The following is a 17,625-nucleotide window of genomic DNA, read 5'->3' as shown; positions in this document are numbered from 1 at the left end:
GAAGGATGGTGGCGAGGACCGATTGGGTTCTCGCCATAGTCGCCAGAGAAAGGGCGGAACATTGTGGGATTTGCGGTAGTCGGTGCTGTTTTCGGATTTTTGTCGGTGGCTTTTGGGGCTTTTGGTGCCCATGTCCTGGCGAGCCACCTGTCATCTCAGATGATGGGCGTGTTCGACATCGGGACCCAGTATCAGATGTACCATGCGCTCGCTCTGTTAGCGGTGGGGATACTCATACAACGCAAACTGGGAGGACGTCTGGTCGTTGCGGCGGGATGGTTGTTTACGGTCGGCATTGTTCTGTTCTCTGGAAGTCTCTATGTGCTGAGTATGACAGACGCAAAAGCGCTTGGCGTCTTAACTCCTGTCGGGGGATTGTGCCTACTGGCAGGTTGGGTGTTTCTCGCTGTTGGATTGTGGAAAGGTGTTCGGTCAGAACGGGTCTGAAAAGATGTGTTGTGTTAGACTGTCCTTAATGAACAACAAAGGGCGGTTGTAGACGATGGGACGTGTTTCGCACGAACTCTTGGCGCGCATTGAGGGCGCGATTGACTCAGAGACACAGGATTTTATTGAAGAGAGAGGATATCGGTACTTCCTGGAAGATCGAGTTGAGACTGTTACCATAGAGGACGGAATGGTTCAAGCCGTCGTTCGCGGGAAACGTATGTACATTGTGCAAATTGATGTCTATGACGGACGTTGTAATTTCTTTTGTTCGTGTCCACATCAAGAGCGTTGCTGCAAGCACGTGGTGGCAGTAGCCTACGCTTTGCGAGACCAGTTGAGTCGTGGAGAGCATGACGTGGACGGGCATGGCTCGGCCGCTGTGGCCACAGGATTGGTGCTCCCATTTCCTAAGCACACGGCAGCACCAGCACATACCTCGGCCCCAAAGATGCGTCCACTTGAAGTTGGGGACAGCTGGCAAACATGGCGCGACACAGTCGCCGCGATGTTTGACGCTGCCAACACGCTAAAGACGGCCAAAATGAGGGCGCGCGAATGGGGCGCCATTCTCCAGCAAGAATGGAAGCGGTCGCAAAACTGGCCTCCCTACCAACAACGGGCGTTCCGACTGTTGGTGGGACATCTGGCGCTAAGTTATGTCGTCGTTTCTCTACCGGACAGCTTTGGTAGCGAGGGCGGCTGGCATTACGACGAAACGGGGATGTCGGCTCTGATGAGCATTATCCTCCGAAGCATGCTCGAGATTTTGGATGAGTTGGAACGTAAGCCGATGAAGCATGACTTGCTGTCCTCAGAGCTTGCCGACCTTTGGACAAATATTTTATGGATGAACCAATTCCCGGTCGGTGCGCTGGAAGTTTTGTTGCAGTTGCACCATGCGGTCTGGATGTCACAATGGTCCGTGTTGGACGAGCAGGCGAAAGCAGATGTGTTGGAGCGGTCGGATGTCTCTGGTGCGACTTTTCCAAATGCCAATGAGGATGTGCTGGATGTTCCACTCGCTCTGCGAACGCAGTGCTTTGCGTTTTTGCTAGCTTTGTCTGGCAGGGACGAAGAGGCGATGGAGTGGTTAAACAAGCTTTCCAGACACCACGTATGGTCCTATTATAAAATTGCCAAGTTGTTGCGCAAACACAGGCAGGATGAGCGTGCTGTAGATTGGCTGGCTCTTCTGTTGACGAATTTAGAACCAAAAAGTTTGCTTGGGTTTTTCCAAATACGGTCGATGTTTGCCGAAGAATGGATGCTTCTTCTGCATGGTGGACGCATATCGGTGCAACGGGCCGCTCAAATTTTACGCAACCACTTGCCAATGACTCGAGGCATTTACTCCGACTTTTTGATGCAATCCGCACAGTATGCGGATTGGGTCGATTATCATCTGTTTCAGGGAACGTCGCTTGAATACTTGTCGCGCGATGCTTTAAAAGTCCTGGAGAAAGAGCAACCTTCTGCACTCTTTCCGCTCTTCCATCACCAAATTGCCGATCTCGTTGCACTTCGCAACCGGGACGCTTACCGAATGGCGGCTCGGCATATGAAGAAGCTCAGTGGCTATTACAAGAAGCAGAAAAAGATGGCTGAGTGGCATCAGTTTCTTTCCGAATTTCGCTCACAACATTCGCGGTTGCGGGCACTGCAGGAAGAGTTGGCGAAGAAAGGGCTGGCCGAACAGTCATGAGCACTCCCTACATCCAAGTGAATGGCTATCTCGATGAACGCGGACAGTTTCTGTTCAAGGGTGAGACGGTCTTCTCGCCGGTTTTGACCGAATCTGTTCCTGCCTGGCAACTGGCGCGGGCGCTCTGCGGTTGGGACCCGCTGTCTTTCTATGGAACACAGTTGCGCACGCCGCAAGGACAAAGCGATGCACGCGAGTTGCAGATGTCGGCATTGGATACGATGCGAATGTGGTCGAATCCGGTATCTCTACGTCATTTGAAAATCGAATGGTCTGCTGATTTGGAACGGTTTCGACAGCTTGCATCTGCTCTCGCCGATGCTCTGGTGGCAGGGCGTATCGTACCCACATTGCCTGCACCTGGTCACTCACCGCGCTGGCGTCCTTTGGACGCGCATCTTTTTGCGGATATGCCGGAAGAAGACAAAGAAGCGATGCTTCGCTGGTTGACGGCGGCTGTCGAGGAGTGTCTTCTGCATCCCACTGTGGCACCTGCCTGGGAGCGTGTGGAAAACTCCATTCCTGCGTGGTCAAAGGTCGATTTGTTTCACGACGAAGACGATTGGCACATTGCCCTTGGATTTCGAGAGGACAAGCGTCCATTCCGGGTAGGGCTTCAGTTGGTCGATCCCGCCCATTCATCGGACGACTGGGAACTGAATGTCATTTTACAAGACAAAGCGGACAAAGACGCCTTGTTTTCGTGGCGCGGACAAACCAGCGGCAGCGAGTTGCCGCTCGCATGGCAGTCCCATTACCAGGCCATCGAGCGAGAGATGGGGCGTTGGGTGGCCATGTTTCCATGGCTTACTGAGGGTTCCAGGATGAGTGAAGCGCTATCTTCTGGGTTTTCCCCCATTCGTTCAACATTGACCGATGACGAAGCGTGGATTTTCCTGACGGACCTCAGCCAATCGTTTCGCGATGCAGGTATTCCTGTGTTCGTACCTGCGTGGTGGGAGCGAGTGCGCGAGCATCGGGCGAGACTGAAAGCTCGCTTTCAGTCTACGGTCGGATCCGCCGTAAATCCGTTGCTTGGCTTGAATGCGACGCTCGCCTTTGACTGGCGAGTTGCTTTAGGCGACGTCGAGTTGACGGAAGCGGAGTTTCGTCAATTGGTTGATGAGAAACGCCGGCTTGTTAAAGTTCGCGGCGAGTGGATAGAGATGAATCCGACATTTGTCGGTGCCGCCAAGAAAGCGATGGATGAGGCGAGAAAACGGGGGTTGCGCCTCTCTGACGTGTTGATGGATGCGCTCGTTGACTCTCGGCAAGAAGTTCCCGAAAGTGAAGACGGCGAACCCAGATTGGCGATTGAAATGGAATTGAACAAGCATCTGCAGGAGTGGGTTCGGGAAGTGAAAACGGCACCGGTGGCGTCGGAAGTGTCGGTACCGGAGGATTTTCAAGGGGAACTCCGCCCGTATCAGCAAATGGGTTTTGGCTGGCTATATGCACTGGGCCGCTTGGGCCTGGGTGCTTGCCTTGCCGATGACATGGGGTTAGGAAAAACCATTCAGTGCATTGCCTATCTGCTCGCCTCAAAACGTGATGCCGCCAACAGGAAAGAGTCACGGCCGAGTTTACTCATTTGTCCCACGTCGGTCCTCAGCAATTGGCAACATGAGTTTGCTCGTTTCGCTCCCAGTCTGGTGGTCCGGTTGCACTACGGACAACAGCGCTCTGGGCTCGAAACATTCGCTTCGGACCTTAAAGGGGTAGACGTTCTCATCACGTCTTATACGCTTGCGCAGATGGACCAAGAGATACTGTCCTCCGTCGATTATCACTTGGTCTGTTTGGATGAGGCACAAAACATTAAGAATGCTGCATCAAAGCAGGCGGAAGCTGTGAAAACATTTTCATCCAAGCATCGCATTGCACTGACGGGCACGCCGATGGAGAATCGGCTTACAGAGTTGTGGTCCATTTTTGACTTTATCAATCCAGGGTACCTTGGTACACTATCACAATTTCGCCAACAGTTTGTCTATCCTATCGAAAAGTCTCGCGATGCAGACCGCATCGCCACGTTGCAGAAGTTAATTCAACCGTTTCTTCTGCGCCGATTGAAGACAGACCCGGCTGTGCGATTAAATTTACCTTCCAAGACCGAGGCACGGGAGTACGTTCCACTCACCGCGGAACAAGCGTCTCTGTATGAAGGAGTTTTGACCGACATGCTCGAACGCATTGAGCAGACGACACCTATGCAGCGCCGAGGACTGATCTTAGCGAGTTTGACGAGATTGAAGCAAATCTGTGACCATCCTGCTCTGATGTTGAAAAATTCGACTTCTGCATCCTGGCGTCAGCGGTCAGCGAAACTTGACCGTTTGCTGGAAATGATTCAAGAAGTTCGTTCTGAAGGCGAGAGTTGCTTGGTGTTCACGCAATTTGTCAGTGCAGGTGAATTGATTCTTCGTGCTTGCGAGGAAGAATTGGGGGAACGCCCCATCTTTTTGCACGGCGGAGTGGTGAAATCGAAACGTGATGAATTAGTCGACGCGTTTCAAAATGGAAGGCATGGTGTTTTTGTTCTTTCTCTGAAAGCGGGAGGAGTCGGCTTGAATCTCACAGCTGCTACCCATGTGTTTCATTTTGACCGCTGGTGGAATCCGGCTGTAGAGAGCCAAGCGACAGACAGAGTGTATCGAATTGGTCAAGATAAGCCTGTCGAAGTGCACAAATTCGTGTCGCTCGGCACAGTGGAAGAGCGGATTGACGAGATGTTGCAGAATAAGACGCAATTGGCGGAACAGGTTGTCGGTGAGACGGAGCAGTGGGTGACAGAACTGTCGACCGATGAGTTGAAATCGCTCTTCGCCTTGCGCAGAGATTGGGTGGATGGATGACGATGCAGACAACGAAAGCAAGCGCCAAGCGTAAACCACGCGTGGTGGAACCTACGCCGACTGAATTGGCGGAAAGGCGAATCGCCGAACTTCAACGGACGGACAATGGCACGATGTCGGAGGTATGGGTAGAACTCTTGACTCGGGTTTCAGAACATGCAGCGAAGCGATTGATGCGCTAACCCGGTTTCGGTCTGGCGGTCTATCGACTCGCGGTTTAGCGGCTTCTTGACGCTCGGAAGAACAACCAGCCAGCCCCGAGCAGGCCTACGGGAATGAGTGCTGTCCAGCCACTAAAACAGTAAACGATGGCACAGACGAAAAGACAGAGGACTGCGAGGCTTCTCACGGCAGTGCCAGTGAGCACGAACAAGGCCGCAGTAAGGCACATGCAATAGATAGAGATGTCGCTCACACTGACAATTTTTACGAATGCTGCGAGACTTGGGTGGAGCAGTCCGTAGGATAAAAGGGCAAGAGCACATAGGGCCAGCAACAACATCAAGGCGCCGATAGGTGTTCCGTATTTTGGATGCAGCGATGCGAAACGCTTTGGGAAGTGACCATCTCGCGCTTGGGCAAAGACCATTCTGGAAAAGCTCGCTGTGTTCGTGTGCACCGTGCCAAACGTGATGAGCAGGGCCAAAATGGCGGTCATTTTGGTTGCCACCACTCCAAAGCCAGTTCCAACCAGCGCACTGAGAGGTGCGAGACTGAGGTGCCCTCCGTAAACTTTCGTGCCAATCGTAACAAAAGCGAGTGCTAAATACAGTACGGAGACCAAGATGGCTGCTATGGCTAAGCCCATTGGCACATCCCGCTCGGGATGCACAAACTCCTCGGTCAGGCTTCCAGCCGCTTCCCATCCTACAAAACACCAAAAGGTCAGCACGGCGGCCAATCCCACGGAGGCGAACCCATGTGGCATGAAAGGTCGAAAGTTCGACCAATGCACGTGGGGCAAGGCAGCGACTATGGCTATGACCAACATGGCTGCAATCAGAACCGTGATAATGACTTGAATCCAACTTGCAAGTTCAATGCCTCGTACGTGCAGTAGCACGGAAGACGTCAATATGAGGGCCGCGATGAGCGTAATCTCGGTGTGATTTAGCCCAACGACACTGCCCGCGTAATCTGCACCGATGACGGCCACAATTGGTACGCCAATCGGATACATGAGGAGTAGCATCCAGCCAGCGGATTTACTGAGCGGCGAGCCGAGAGCTGCAGCAATGTACGCGAGTACGCCCCCAGCATGAGGTATTTTTGCCGCGAGTCTTGCAAAGAGGAGCGCGAGCGGAAAAGAGAGAACCGCTAGCAAGAGCCAAGCCAGTAGGGAAGCTGGACCCGCGACTTCTGCTGTGAGTGCTGGCAATACGAGAACACCAGACCCGAGGACCGATCCGGTCGTAATAGCGGCCGCATGGTACCACCGCAAAGAGCGCGCAAATTCTCCGGGAGGGGCACGGTGCCCCTCGACTGGAGTGAATGGTGTTGGGATGGCGTTCTTCTCTGTTGTCATGGAGTCTATTGTAGCGTATCCTAGAGCAACTCGTAACCTGGTAAGGTCAGGAATTCGACGTAGTCTTCACGTGTGGACAAATCATCAAAGAGAGCGATTGCCTGTTCAAAATGACCTGGTAGCGAAGCATCCATGCCGGACTCATGGCGTATTTTTTCGACCTCTTCTCGGAGAATCGCACGGAACAACGGAATATCAACCTTGCGGCCGTCGTCTAAAATACCTCGTGGATGGTGTATCCATTGCCAAATTTGTGTCCTCGAAATTTCCGCCGTAGCCGCGTCCTCCATTAAATTGAAGATGGGCACAGCGCCGTAGCCGCGCAACCACGCTTCGATGTATTCCAGGCCGACCCGGATGTTGGTGCGAAGACCATCTTCTGTGATGTGACCAGTTGGCGGTTTCAGCAAATCGGCTGCGGTCACATGCACGTCATCTCGCTGTTTGAAAATCTGATTGGGCGTGGGCATGGCGGCATCGAAGACGGCCATGGCGATAGGGACAAGTGCTGGATGCGCTACCCACGTGCCGTCATGTCCGTCTTGAACCTCGCGCTCTTTGTCTGCTCGCACTTTCGAGAGTGCTTCTTCGTTGGCGACTGGGTTGTCTTTCACAGGGATTTGTGCCGCCATTCCGCCCATAGCAAAGGCTTTGCGACGATGACACGTCTGAATGGTGAGAAGAGAATATGCGCGCATGAATGGGACGGTCATGGTCACTTCCATACGGTTCGGAAGAAGGTAGTCTGGATGGTTCCGAAGACGCTTGATGTAACTGAAGATATAGTCCCAGCGCCCACAATTTAATCCAGTTACATGGCTTCTCAGTTCATACAAAATTTCGTCCATTTCAAAAGCCGCTAAAATGGTTTCAATGAGTACCGTCGCTTTGATGGTGCCATCTTGAAGACCAAGATATCTTTCAGTATCGCAGAAAACGTCATTCCAGAGACGGGCTTCCAAATGGCTTTCAAGTTTCGGCAAGTAGAAGTACGGACCCGAGTTGCGGCGGAGCAGTTCTCTGGCGTTATGGAACACATAGAGTCCAAAATCAACGAATGCACCAGACATCGGTTCGCCATCGACAAGGATATGTTTTTCTAGTAGATGCCATCCGCGAGGCCTAGCAATGAGGACCGCCGTCTGGTCTCGAAGTCTGTATTGTTTGCCATCTGGACTGGTGAAATCGATGGTTCGGCGAATAGCATCAAACAGATTCACTTGACCTTGAATGCTGTTTGCAAACGTCGGAGAGTTGGCATCCTCAAAGTCGACGAGAAAACATTTTGCGCCTGAGTTGAGTGCGTTGATGACCATCTTGCGGTCGCTGCTCGGTCCGGTTATCTCCACTCGCCTGTCTTGCAAGTCCGCAGGGATTGGGCCAATCTCCCAATCAGCAGCGCGGATGGATGCGGTTTCTGGCAAAAAGTCGGGCAGTTTTCCATCGTCAATCTCGTGCTGGCGTATTTCTCTCTGCGCGAGTAGGCGCAAGCGGGTGGCGTTATAACTGCGGTGTAAATGGGCGAGAAAGGACAGAGCATCGGTGGTGAGGATTGCACCGAAAGACTCTGTCCATGCTGCGTCGACGGATACTCCCGGTGGGCATGGATACTGTGGCACGGTGGTTGGCATTCAATCATCCCTTCGCAATGGCGTGGTGTTCCTTCGACAGCACTTCAACTTTTCCCAAATGTCAAAAACTTTTTTCAACGTTCATCGGTCGATGCCTTTGCAATCTTCTAAGTACCCACATCATAACACGCTGTTTTGCATTATGGAAGTCAGTTCTGTATTATAGAACACAAAGAACAAGTGAGCGCTGGATTAGAGGATTGTTAGGGAGGTGTGGCAATGGAAGACTATACTGTGAAGTCGGTGGACAAGGCTCTTTGGATTCTTGAGGTCGTCAGCGATTACCCGGAAGGAATTTCGATTACAGAATTAGCAGGCAAGCTGGATATGTATAAAAGTACGGTCCATCGGTTGCTGAGTACGCTGGCACGGCGTGGGTACATTGAACAGGACGTGCACAGCGGGCATTACAAGTTGGGGTACACCGTGCTTGACCTCGGTATGCGCTTGTTGACATCGATTGATTTGCGGCGCGAGGCACTGCCGTTTCTCCAACAGTTGGCCGCACAAACGGCGGAGGTCGTTCATCTCGCCCTGCTCGACCAAGGGGAAGTGGTATACGTGGAAAAAGTCGATAGCCCAATGACGATTCGGATGCACTCCCGTGTTGGCAAACGTGTTCCGGTTCACGCCACGGGTCTTGGCAAAGCCATTCTCGCGCATTTGCCGACGAGTGAAACCCGTACTATCATTGCGCGCTACGGGCTGTCACCTCTGACTGAGTTCACATTGACAGACGAAGGGACGTTTTTGCGCGCCTTGGTCGATGTTCGCAAACAAGGATTCGCTGTGGATATTGAAGAAAACGAGTTAGGCGTGTGCTGCGTTGCCGCTCCCGTGTTTACAAATTCCGGCCAAGTCATGGCAGCGTGCAGCGTTTCCGGTCCAAAAAGCCGCATGGATGAAGCGCGTTTAAAGACGCTGGCACCGATGGTTCGAGAGACGGGTCGACAGATTTCGGAGCGGCTCGGGTACAAAGTAACCGAGCAGGATGGAGGAAGGAGCAATCTGCAGAGCGAGAGATGAGACTGCCCGTTGAATAGGTGGGTTTGCGCTCAGGAGAGTGAGAGGCAGGTACTCAGGGAGTACGAGAAAGCCAGCGCCTTTGTCCTAGGCGCTGGCCATGAGGATGATGTCGTGTTCGAGGTCTGCCTCAGGCAAATTCGTCAATCACGTTGACCATATTGTCTGGCAATCCATCGGCGAGCCGAAGTTGGTCTGGTTTCCGGCGGCGCAGGCGCATAATGTACCAGAGGACGGCGGCGGCGACGACTAGAAAGACAATCGGCGAAATCCAAAGTGGGAAAACTGGGGGCCAGATAGAGTAGTAGAGCACTGCGAACAGAACCAATGTCGACAGAATGGGTAAGACAAAATGTCGGATGGGGTGCATGGTTCGCATTTTGTGATACAAGCGAATCACCGACACGTTCAACAAGGTGTGAGCGGCCACCAGACCGAACAAAACGGCCGTTGTCAACATATTGAAAGCGTTGCTCGGACCGAGTAGCACGCCAGCAATAATGGCGATGGCGAAAGCCAACAGGGAGAGCAGCAAGACACCAATGCGCGGAGCAGACCGGCCATTGACTTGTGCGAAAGACGCGTGCATTAATTCGTCCCGTCCGATAGAGTAGAGTATTCGAGCAGAACTGGTAATGAGTGCAATGCCGTCGGCCAATGCGCTGTTCAAGGCGAGAATGACTAATGCGATGGCTCCGACTGGGCCAAGGTACCTTTCAAAGACGACGACGCCTGGCGCCCCGTTGCTGGCAAAAGTAGACATGTTGTGAAGACCCCAGCCTACGGTCAGGGCGTATGCCGAGAGTGTTAATGCGGCGCCGACCAGAGCTAATGAGATGAGTGCTGCGCGACCGACAATTCGACCACGGTCATTGCGGCGACTCTTTGCCTCCTCACCCAGCGGGGTATGACTGCCCACGCCGATAAAACTAGTGATACCGAAGATCATTCCCAGAGCTACGCCTTTTACTCCGCCGGTGTGAAGTTTGAACGGGACTAGAGGAGCGTGCGGATGAACTTTTGCAATAATCATGATTGACGTGACGATTAGAAAGGCAATTTCAATGAGACTAGAAAACGCGATGAAGCGAATCGTCGGTCGAATGCCGGCTAAACCAAGTGCGAGTGGTACTCCGATAAAGAAGACGACGGTTGCAATCCAGAACCACGAAGGCAATGTGATGTGAAGACTGGCCAGAAGACCGGGTAAAAAGACGCCACCAATGTAGACAGGAATGCCTGCAACACTGACGATTTGATAGAAAATCACCATAAACGCAGTAAAAACGGCCGACTTGGGACCAATGCCTGCGGCGACGTAACTGTAGTAACCGCCTGCCGAGGTGCGGTGCTTGGAAAGATGATAAATGGTGTTGACTTCGATGAACATGACCAAAAAAGCCAGCAAATACGACAGAGGAAGGGCAGCCAGCGCAAAAGCGGCTCCCGCAGTCATAAAGGCGACCACGTCACACGTGGGGGCCATGCCGCTGATGCTCTGACTGACCAACCCCCAAAAACTCACAGAGTCAGACCGTAAGTTATTGCTTTGACTCATGAACTTTCACGCCTCCTTGACCCTCGTGCAGCGGAGTGCTGACAAATCACTTAGCTCTACCGCAAACAAGAATGATTCCTATTTGAGTCAAGGATAACATGAAGATGGGCTCTTGTAAATCGTATTCTATCTTATTTTCTTTGTTGTTTGTGCTGTAGCACGTTCTTGTTCTGGAGCAATGATGAAAAATGCCAGCAGGATGAATACTACGCCCCATAAGACCCAGTCTTTGGTAGCCTCTGCCTGCTGGTCGGCCGGGCGGCTCATAATATCCATTCCAGTCAGTGTGAATAAGAGCAAAAATGTGAATAGGCCTCGACTCGCTGCCGCTTCAGCGTCAAGCCAGTTGGCTTGACGCAATGGGGTCTGCATCTCCCTCACCACCCTTATCGGCTTTCACGCTCTCTTGTTGCCCGTTGGTACAGGGTATGTTCAAAGCACAATGGCTGTAGAGGATAATGGCTTATTTTGTGCTCGATGGTGGAGGGAGAAAACGAGACAGACGTCCGTTTGGCAGCTCGCACAGCAAAGTTCGCGTCGACCACAGTGAGGTGTACTCATCTCGCCCTCGGTGTCATTTCCGGCGAAGCGTTCTGCGTGCTGTGAATACCGCCCATCCTAGCGTGATCGCCGAAAGAATGACGATAGCCAATATGCCCTCGAGAATGGGTCGAGACTTCCAACCATACATGAGTACTTCACGCATCGCGCCAAAGACATACGTCGTCGGGTTTATGCGGGCAGCTACTTTGAGCCACGCTGCGCCAATGAGCGAGAGTGGCACAAAGGTGTCGCTCAGAAACAGCAGTGGAAAGAAGACGAAAGTTGCCGCCTGGGCCGTTTGGCTATTGCCCGAGCGGAGGGCGATGGCCACCGCATATCCGGCAAATGCAAGCCCCCAGCCAGCTGCCAGTAGAACGACGACGAGTAAGCCTACGAAACCTGTTGGGACACTCAGTCCCATAGCGGCCGCGACGACGAGAATCAAGATAGTCTGAACGATTAACTGCAGCATGCCAGCTATCATCGGTGCGAGCACAAAGGCGGTAGGCGAGGCAGGCGTCAGGCGCAATTTGGTGAAATATCGACTTTCTAAATCGCGAATCAATGCCTGCCCGGACCCACCCGCACCACCTACTGCTCCCGAGACCACGGCAACGGGAACGATGAAGTTTAGATAATGAGCTCCGCCAAAAGCGGGCAAGGCCGAAATTCCACTCAACCCTCCTTGGTAGACGAGGAGGAAGAAGAGGCTGATGGCTAAATTAGGGATGACTGCAAAAGGCAATCTCCACGTAACTTTGATGGAACGTCCAGTCAAAACGAATAAGTCGCGCCAAAACGAACGACGATAAGTCGGACCGATGGCATTCATAACTACCGTCATGAAAGTTCCTCCCTTGTCAAGGACTCCTGGGTGTTAACGACGCTTCTAGGCTGTGGCTTTAAAATTTACACGCACATCCCGAGGATGGTCAGCCTTCATTGACAGAGGCCGTCGTCAGTTGCAAAAAGACATCGTCAAGCGAGGGTTGCGTCACGCGAAGTCCGGCGATACCCACACTTTTCGATTCCAGATGCTGTAATACTCCTCCGATGGAGTGCGCTCCGTTCGCACTGAAGACGCGGATGAGGTCTTTGTCCGCCACTGCGTCAAAGCCCGCAGTGCGCAAAGTTTCGGCAATATGAGCGGCTTCTTCGGGGTGCTCTGGGTCGAGTTCAATGACATCACGTTGGAGTCGACGTTTGAGTCCTGTAGGAGTGTCTTCCGCAACAATTTTCCCCCGGTCCATAATGGCGATTCGTTGACAGAGCGCATCAGCTTCCTCTAAATATTGCGTCGTCATAAAGATGGTGGTTCCAGTCTCTTCGTTGACTTGTCGCAACAGGTCCCAGAGCGCGATGCGATTGACTGGGTCAAGTCCAGTGGTTGGTTCATCGAGAAACAAGATGGACGGTCGATGTACCAGTGCTAGAGCCAAGTCCAGTCTGCGGCGCATGCCACCACTGTAGGTCTTGACGCGCCGGTCTGCTGCTTCTTGAAGGTTAAACTGGTTGAGCAACTCCGTAGCGCGATTGCGGGACTCCTGCTTCCGCAACCCAAAGAGTCGCCCTTGAATGGTCAGTAACTCGCGACCCGTCAGGAGCGGGTCTACGCCCGTGTCCTGGAGTGCTACACCAATGCGGAAGCGGACCATCTCGGGATGACGAACGACATCTGCACCGCCGACTTGAGCTGACCCTTCAGTAGGCAAAATTAATGTGGTGAGAATTTGAATGGCGGTGCTTTTCCCAGCCCCGTTTGGCCCAAGAAAACCGTACAGTTCTCCCCATTCCACGCTGAGGTCAATCCCGCGGAGTGCTTCCACGTCGCCGTAGCGCTTGCGAAGGTTTGCTACCCGAATGGCTTGATTGCTCGTAGGTTCCGTGGTCATCGTTGCCCCTCCTTTAGATGCAATCTGAATCCTATCGCCATTCTACAACATATAATTAACCTAATGGTATAATATAATAAAAAAATAAAATTCAGTGTATTCTTTAGACTCCAAATTATTGGCTCGCAGACTCCGAAATACTGGAGATTTAGCGACCGCTTTGTGGTAGTATCGTGCCAAGATATCTGAAAAGGGGGATTTCTTGTTGGACCAAGTTGGAAAGCCGACTTTGTGGCATGACTTGTTATTCACTTTCTATTGGTTCTCCAAAAATGTAGAGAATACTGCACTTAGCGTCGTTTTGTTGGCAAAGATTGTTCTCATGATTGTTGGCCCGTCGCAATCGGGTAGTTGGTTAGCCTATATTTCAGCTGCTGCGGCACTGGTCGGGGCTCTAGCTTACCCCATCATGGGGCATTGGTCAGACCGGTCCAAAAGTCGCTTTGGGCGCCGCCGCCCATTCATGGTGGTCGGCATTTTTGTGTCGTTTTTGTTCTTGTTTGGGACGTTGTTTTTCAGAGAAATTATTTGGTTGACGATTTTCTTTCTTATTTTACAGGTCGTGCACGCCATGGCGTCCATACCGTATGAAGGCCTGTTGTCCGACTATGTGGCACCAGAAAGAAGTGGGTTTGTCACGGGGTTGCTCGGTATGATGTCACAATTTGCGAATTTGGCTGGTGTCATTCTCGCATCGCTCCTCACTTTGCCACAGGTATACATCGCACTTATTCTTCTTCAGTTATTGGGTTTGTTGACCACACTTGTCACAGTTCGCCAAGAGAAGGCGCTTACTCGCGAGAGCCATGCACAGCGCGCCCCCCATGCCTTGAGAAATTTCTTCTCCGGACTCTTGATTTCACCACGTGAAAACCCCAATTGGTGGTGGGTCTTCGCATCTCGCGTCGCCGCCATGACCGGATTTGCTGTCGTCTATACCTACTTGTACTACTATCTCGAATTCGTTGAACATTTGAGCAATCCGGGGTCTGCCATTGATGTCGATCTCGTTGCAACCACCATCGGCGCAGTCGTTGCAAACGTCATTGCAGGGGCAGTTTCAGACCGAGTACACAACCGTAAATGGGTGACGTTTGCTGGCAGTATGGTCATGGCTGCCAGCGCATTGGCTTTCGCTTTGGTCGCTTCGCTCGGCCTCTATGTCATTTATGTGATGAGTTTTTTTTATGGCATTGGCTATGGCATGTATCAAGGGACAGAACGAGCTTTGTTGCTGGATGTTCAGCCCAATAAAGAGGCGGCGGCGAAAAGTTTCGGATTGTGGCAAATGTCTTATAACATCGGAATTATGTTTGGAACGCTGTATGCAGGTATTATGTTGTCATCGGTCTTTCATCACCTCTCCCTCATGAACGCTTATCGCGGTTTGTATGGGAGTACATTCGTGTTCTTTCTGGTGGGCGGGGTCACTTTGTTCGGGGTCCGCTCCAGGAAGAACATCGCCTCTACTGCGATACTCGAATTGGAAGCGAGTTCCGCGGAAAGTTCGAGTTAACCGCAGTTTACTGTCTTGAAAGCCTAGCTTTAAATTGGGTTCGCGGAGGAGGTTCACCACATGAGTTTTGACGGACGCGTGGCGCTCGTCACCGGAGGCAGTCGAGGGATTGGCGCCGCTACAGCAAGACTGCTTGCCAAACGCAACATCGCAGTGGCCGTCAATTATGCTTCGAATGAGGAGGCTGCGAGGGAGGTCTTATTGGATATCCAGGCTGCGGGTGGAGAAGCCATGTCCATTCAGGCAGATGTCCGCGATGCCCACCAAGTTCACAAAATGGTGGATGCAGTGCTGGGCCGTTGGGGTAAATTGGACATTCTCGTCAGCAACGCCAGTATGGCATTTCAGATGAAGTCGATTGCTGATTTCACCTGGGAGGAGTTTGCGCAAAAGTTGAACGACGAAGTGAAATCTGCATTTCTCTTGACCCAACAGGTGACCCCGCACATGGCGGCAGCCCAATACGGCCGTATTGTCTATGTGGCGAGCGGTCTTGCTAGACGCCCGGGACCGCACATGGCGGCACATGGAACTGCAAAAGCGGCTCTTGTCCAATTTGCCAAGTATGTGGCCGCAGAATACGGCCCGCAAGGGATTGTTGCTAACATTATTTCTCCTGGGTTAGTGCAGACCGATGCCACCCGTTTTCAACCGGAGGAGAATTTGCAGCGTGTGGCCCGAATGACGCCGCTCGGGCACGTGGCGACTCCGGAAGACGTTGCCCACGCCATCGCTATGTATACAGGCGAGGACTGCTGTTTCGTGACCGGATCGTACGTGCCTGTCAACGGCGGCATGGCGATGGATTAAACGGGAATTGGTCAATTTGCCAAACTGGCCGACACTGAAGCATTCAGGAAAAATCTTACCCGATGAAGAGTAGCCCGCAGAAGAGTTTTTCGTCTGCGGGCTACTCTCGCGTATGGCTAGCCAATGCGGCCTCGGCGCTGTCCGCCGAGATATCATGGAACGAAATTTACCCCTGCGTCACGTTAGACGTCTCTATTTGATAGTGACCTTTGTACAAGGTGACCACTCCGGCAACGGTGACCGTCTGACCAGCTGTCGGCAGCGTACCACTCGGTTCATAAATAGAGATGGTTCCAGTGCTGTCGGACAGTTGGAACGTCTCGTCCGTAACATGAGAGACGGTACCATGTAAGCTCACATACCCTTCGAGATAAGCATCGGAAACTTGGCTGACTGAGATGGCTATGGGAGCGGGAGCGGCAATGTGACCGACGATCGTTGGTTTCAGCGTGGGGTCGATTTCGGGCGTGCCGTCGTACATGCTGACCGTCCCAGACACATCCAGTTCATCTCCAGCTTGAACCGGAATTTTGATGTCCGCTGGTAGGTAGACACGCATGCCCTTGTCGCCAGCTTCAAGATAGAGGTTCGATCCGCCCGAATACACGGCGCTTACGACTCCGTCTTGGATTTGAACATCATGGTGCAAGTAGGCTCTGACGTTATTGACGAGGGTCGAGAGAGAAACCACTTTTGCAGCGGTCACTTTACCAATCGGCTCGTACGAGTTCGGATTATAGACGAGAACTGGAGACAGCGAATAGCTTCCGTGACTGATGACGTCCATCGCAAGCGCGCTCCACTTCATTCCGCTCTTCCATCCGTCTGATGTGACTCTTCATTGATAGCATGAAAGTGTTTATACTCTGTAAAGTATCGGTAAATTTTACGTGCATCTCTTGTGAATTGAAATCAATTGCAATTTGTTCGTCTAGGAGAGATAATCGAGTTTCGTGGATTTGATTGGGTGTACTTGGAACTCTTTCTGTGCGAGACGCTTCTGCGGGATACAACGGAAATGTCATTAAGGCTGATTTTAGGAAGAAAAATAAGGTGACCTACGAGACAGAACCTCGTATCGGCCACCTTGGCACCTCGGCTGGTTAGACAGCCCTCATCGCCTTCATCGAAGGCGGATTTGTCATGATTAGAGTGGTAGCGAATAAGAAGCGAGAGAAGAACGTGGAAGTTCGACCCGCGCCGTTCGCAGCGGATCGACCATTTGGCAAATGCGTACATCGGCCACGGCTGAGAGTAAGAAAATTGCTTCCTCCTTGGCCATTTGACACTCGCTTGTGAGCCATTCCACCATATTTGCCGCTGCGATTGTGGACGCTTCATCGAGGGTTTGTGCAGAAGCTATGGTGACAATGCGCTCTGAGTCAAACAGCATTGGAACTGGCCAGGACTTGCCTTTCAGGACTTCGACCCGAACTGTCACGGACCCGGCAATTTCTACTCCACACACGGCGACTTCACCGTCCCCCATGGTAGCGTGCAAGTCGCCAATAGCTAGCAATGCGCCCGACACGGAGACGGGAAGGACCAAAGTGGACCCGGTGGTAATTCGGCGACAGTCCATGTTTCCGCCATGTTGTCCAGGAGTTCCGCAGGGCACGGACTCACCGTCAGCCGGAGCCGTGCCGATGACACCCACCATGGGTCGGATGGGCAGGGTGATATGTTTGGAGAAGTGAAGGTGGTCGTTTTCGACGGAGATGTGCTTTAAATAATTGTGTTCCAGTTCATCTCCAAATACGCCAAGTCGGGGACCCGTGGTCATCACGCCAGTCGTAGCGACTTCGATGCTGTCAATATGGACGAGCAGCAGGTCTCCCGGTTGAGCCCCCTCGACATAGAGCGGTCCGGTCGCTGGATTGATGTGATTCCAATCGATTCCCGAAAAATCACTATCCTCTAAAGAGATTTGGTCTTCGAAGCAATCGCAAGTGTCGAAGACGATGGCGCTTCCGCTGGGGACTTGCAGTGCAGGTGAATTATTTGCGGACATTTTGTAAATCGTATGATGTTTCTTTAATTTATACATCTGCCTTACCCCCTGTAAAATCCACTGTCAAGCTGTGAGAAATTCCAAATGTGTTCATCTACTCACGTCTCAA

The 17,625-nt window shown here is 52.3% G+C and carries 15 protein-coding genes; 7 read left to right on the top strand and 8 right to left on the bottom strand.

Annotated features, from left to right (window positions below; all coding sequences use genetic code 11):
* Positions 1 to 63: 63 nt before the first annotated feature.
* From M4I36_RS14415 to M4I36_RS14400, 4 genes are read left to right on the top strand one after another with little or no spacing between them, the layout of a single operon-like run.
* Complete coding sequence (locus tag M4I36_RS14415; protein ID WP_258112450.1) at positions 64 to 447, top strand: DUF423 domain-containing protein; 384 nt, start codon at positions 64 to 66, stop codon at positions 445 to 447.
* A 55-nt stretch (positions 448 to 502) separates the two neighbouring features.
* Positions 503 to 2,152, top strand: a complete 1,650-nt coding sequence (locus tag M4I36_RS14410) for an SWIM zinc finger family protein (RefSeq protein WP_258112449.1) — start codon at positions 503 to 505, stop codon at positions 2,150 to 2,152.
* Complete coding sequence (locus M4I36_RS14405; RefSeq protein ID WP_258112448.1) at positions 2,149 to 5,007, top strand: DEAD/DEAH box helicase; 2,859 nt, start codon at positions 2,149 to 2,151, stop codon at positions 5,005 to 5,007. Before M4I36_RS14410 ends, M4I36_RS14405 begins: the two co-directional genes overlap by 4 nt.
* A gap of 2 nt (positions 5,008 to 5,009) precedes the next feature.
* Positions 5,010 to 5,189 (top strand): hypothetical protein, encoded by a 180-nt coding sequence (locus tag M4I36_RS14400; protein WP_258112447.1) that lies wholly within the window; start codon positions 5,010 to 5,012, stop codon positions 5,187 to 5,189.
* Between the two features lie 35 nt (positions 5,190 to 5,224).
* On the opposite strand, the gene M4I36_RS14395 is transcribed toward M4I36_RS14400, so the two are convergent.
* Together M4I36_RS14395 and aceB are read right to left on the bottom strand one after the other, a co-directional pair.
* Positions 5,225 to 6,448: an APC family permease gene (locus M4I36_RS14395; RefSeq protein ID WP_258112446.1), complete on the bottom strand. Its 1,224-nt coding sequence runs from the start codon at positions 6,446 to 6,448 to the stop codon at positions 5,225 to 5,227.
* Between the two features lie 104 nt (positions 6,449 to 6,552).
* Positions 6,553 to 8,163 (bottom strand): malate synthase A, encoded by a 1,611-nt coding sequence (aceB, locus tag M4I36_RS14390; protein WP_258112445.1) that lies wholly within the window; start codon positions 8,161 to 8,163, stop codon positions 6,553 to 6,555.
* Between the two features lie 219 nt (positions 8,164 to 8,382).
* Here aceB and M4I36_RS14385 point away from each other — a divergent pair, with 219 nt between their 5' ends.
* Positions 8,383 to 9,189 carry an IclR family transcriptional regulator gene (locus M4I36_RS14385; RefSeq protein ID WP_258112443.1) on the top strand — a complete coding sequence of 269 codons (807 nt, stop codon included), beginning with the start codon at positions 8,383 to 8,385 and terminating at the stop codon, positions 9,187 to 9,189.
* A 127-nt stretch (positions 9,190 to 9,316) separates the two neighbouring features.
* Here M4I36_RS14385 and M4I36_RS14380 read toward each other — a convergent pair whose 3' ends face one another.
* From M4I36_RS14380 to M4I36_RS14365, 4 genes are all read right to left on the bottom strand, one after another.
* Positions 9,317 to 10,744: an APC family permease gene (locus M4I36_RS14380; RefSeq protein WP_258112442.1), complete on the bottom strand. Its 1,428-nt coding sequence runs from the start codon at positions 10,742 to 10,744 to the stop codon at positions 9,317 to 9,319.
* A gap of 126 nt (positions 10,745 to 10,870) precedes the next feature.
* A complete protein-coding gene (locus M4I36_RS14375) occupies positions 10,871 to 11,116 on the bottom strand; it encodes a hypothetical protein (RefSeq protein WP_258112441.1) in 246 nt (81 codons plus the stop codon).
* Positions 11,117 to 11,318: 202 nt separating this feature from the next.
* Positions 11,319 to 12,131, bottom strand: coding sequence for an ABC transporter permease (locus M4I36_RS14370; RefSeq protein ID WP_258112440.1), 813 nt, complete (start codon positions 12,129 to 12,131; stop codon positions 11,319 to 11,321).
* An 88-nt stretch (positions 12,132 to 12,219) separates the two neighbouring features.
* Entirely contained in the window at positions 12,220 to 13,179 is a 960-nt protein-coding gene (locus M4I36_RS14365; protein ID WP_258112439.1) for an ATP-binding cassette domain-containing protein, read from the bottom strand.
* A 205-nt stretch (positions 13,180 to 13,384) separates the two neighbouring features.
* On the opposite strand from M4I36_RS14365, the gene M4I36_RS14360 reads away from it, so the two are divergent.
* Complete coding sequence (locus M4I36_RS14360) at positions 13,385 to 14,695, top strand: MFS transporter (protein ID WP_258112438.1); 1,311 nt, start codon at positions 13,385 to 13,387, stop codon at positions 14,693 to 14,695.
* A 60-nt stretch (positions 14,696 to 14,755) separates the two neighbouring features.
* Positions 14,756 to 15,505: an SDR family NAD(P)-dependent oxidoreductase gene (locus tag M4I36_RS14355; protein WP_258112437.1), complete on the top strand. Its 750-nt coding sequence runs from the start codon at positions 14,756 to 14,758 to the stop codon at positions 15,503 to 15,505.
* 166 nt (positions 15,506 to 15,671) lie between these two features.
* On the opposite strand, the gene M4I36_RS14350 is transcribed toward M4I36_RS14355, so the two are convergent.
* The gene (locus M4I36_RS14350; protein WP_258112436.1) at positions 15,672 to 16,313 is read right to left on the bottom strand and encodes a hypothetical protein; all 642 of its coding nucleotides are present in this window, start codon (positions 16,311 to 16,313) and stop codon (positions 15,672 to 15,674) included.
* 339 nt (positions 16,314 to 16,652) lie between these two features.
* Positions 16,653 to 17,552, bottom strand: coding sequence for an acetamidase/formamidase family protein (locus M4I36_RS14345; protein WP_258112435.1), 900 nt, complete (start codon positions 17,550 to 17,552; stop codon positions 16,653 to 16,655).
* Between the last annotated feature and the right edge of the window lie 73 nt (positions 17,553 to 17,625).

Source organism: Alicyclobacillus sp. SP_1 (assembly GCF_024706985.1).
Lineage (GTDB): Bacteria > Bacillota > Bacilli > Alicyclobacillales > Alicyclobacillaceae > Alicyclobacillus_I.
The sequence above is the reverse complement of the archived record's forward strand: the minus strand, read 5'-3'. Positions and strand labels throughout refer to the sequence as shown.

Bases quoted from the DNA above. Each gene is read 5' to 3' on its own strand.
- M4I36_RS14405 (WP_258112448.1), top strand. From the start codon at position 2,149: ATGAGCACTCCCTACATCCAAGTGAATGGCTATCTCGATGAACGCGGA.
- M4I36_RS14370 (WP_258112440.1), bottom strand. From the start codon at position 12,131: ATGACGGTAGTTATGAATGCCATCGGTCCGACTTATCGTCGTTCGTTT.
- M4I36_RS14385 (WP_258112443.1), top strand. From the start codon at position 8,383: ATGGAAGACTATACTGTGAAGTCGGTGGACAAGGCTCTTTGGATTCTT.
- aceB (WP_258112445.1), bottom strand. From the start codon at position 8,163: ATGCCAACCACCGTGCCACAGTATCCATGCCCACCGGGAGTATCCGTC.
- M4I36_RS14410 (WP_258112449.1), top strand. From the start codon at position 503: ATGGGACGTGTTTCGCACGAACTCTTGGCGCGCATTGAGGGCGCGATT.
- M4I36_RS14380 (WP_258112442.1), bottom strand. From the start codon at position 10,744: ATGAGTCAAAGCAATAACTTACGGTCTGACTCTGTGAGTTTTTGGGGG.
- M4I36_RS14355 (WP_258112437.1), top strand. From the start codon at position 14,756: ATGAGTTTTGACGGACGCGTGGCGCTCGTCACCGGAGGCAGTCGAGGG.
- M4I36_RS14350 (WP_258112436.1), bottom strand. From the start codon at position 16,313: ATGAAGTGGAGCGCGCTTGCGATGGACGTCATCAGTCACGGAAGCTAT.
- M4I36_RS14345 (WP_258112435.1), bottom strand. From the start codon at position 17,552: ATGTATAAATTAAAGAAACATCATACGATTTACAAAATGTCCGCAAAT.
- M4I36_RS14365 (WP_258112439.1), bottom strand. From the start codon at position 13,179: ATGACCACGGAACCTACGAGCAATCAAGCCATTCGGGTAGCAAACCTT.
- M4I36_RS14400 (WP_258112447.1), top strand. From the start codon at position 5,010: ATGCAGACAACGAAAGCAAGCGCCAAGCGTAAACCACGCGTGGTGGAA.
- M4I36_RS14375 (WP_258112441.1), bottom strand. From the start codon at position 11,116: ATGCAGACCCCATTGCGTCAAGCCAACTGGCTTGACGCTGAAGCGGCA.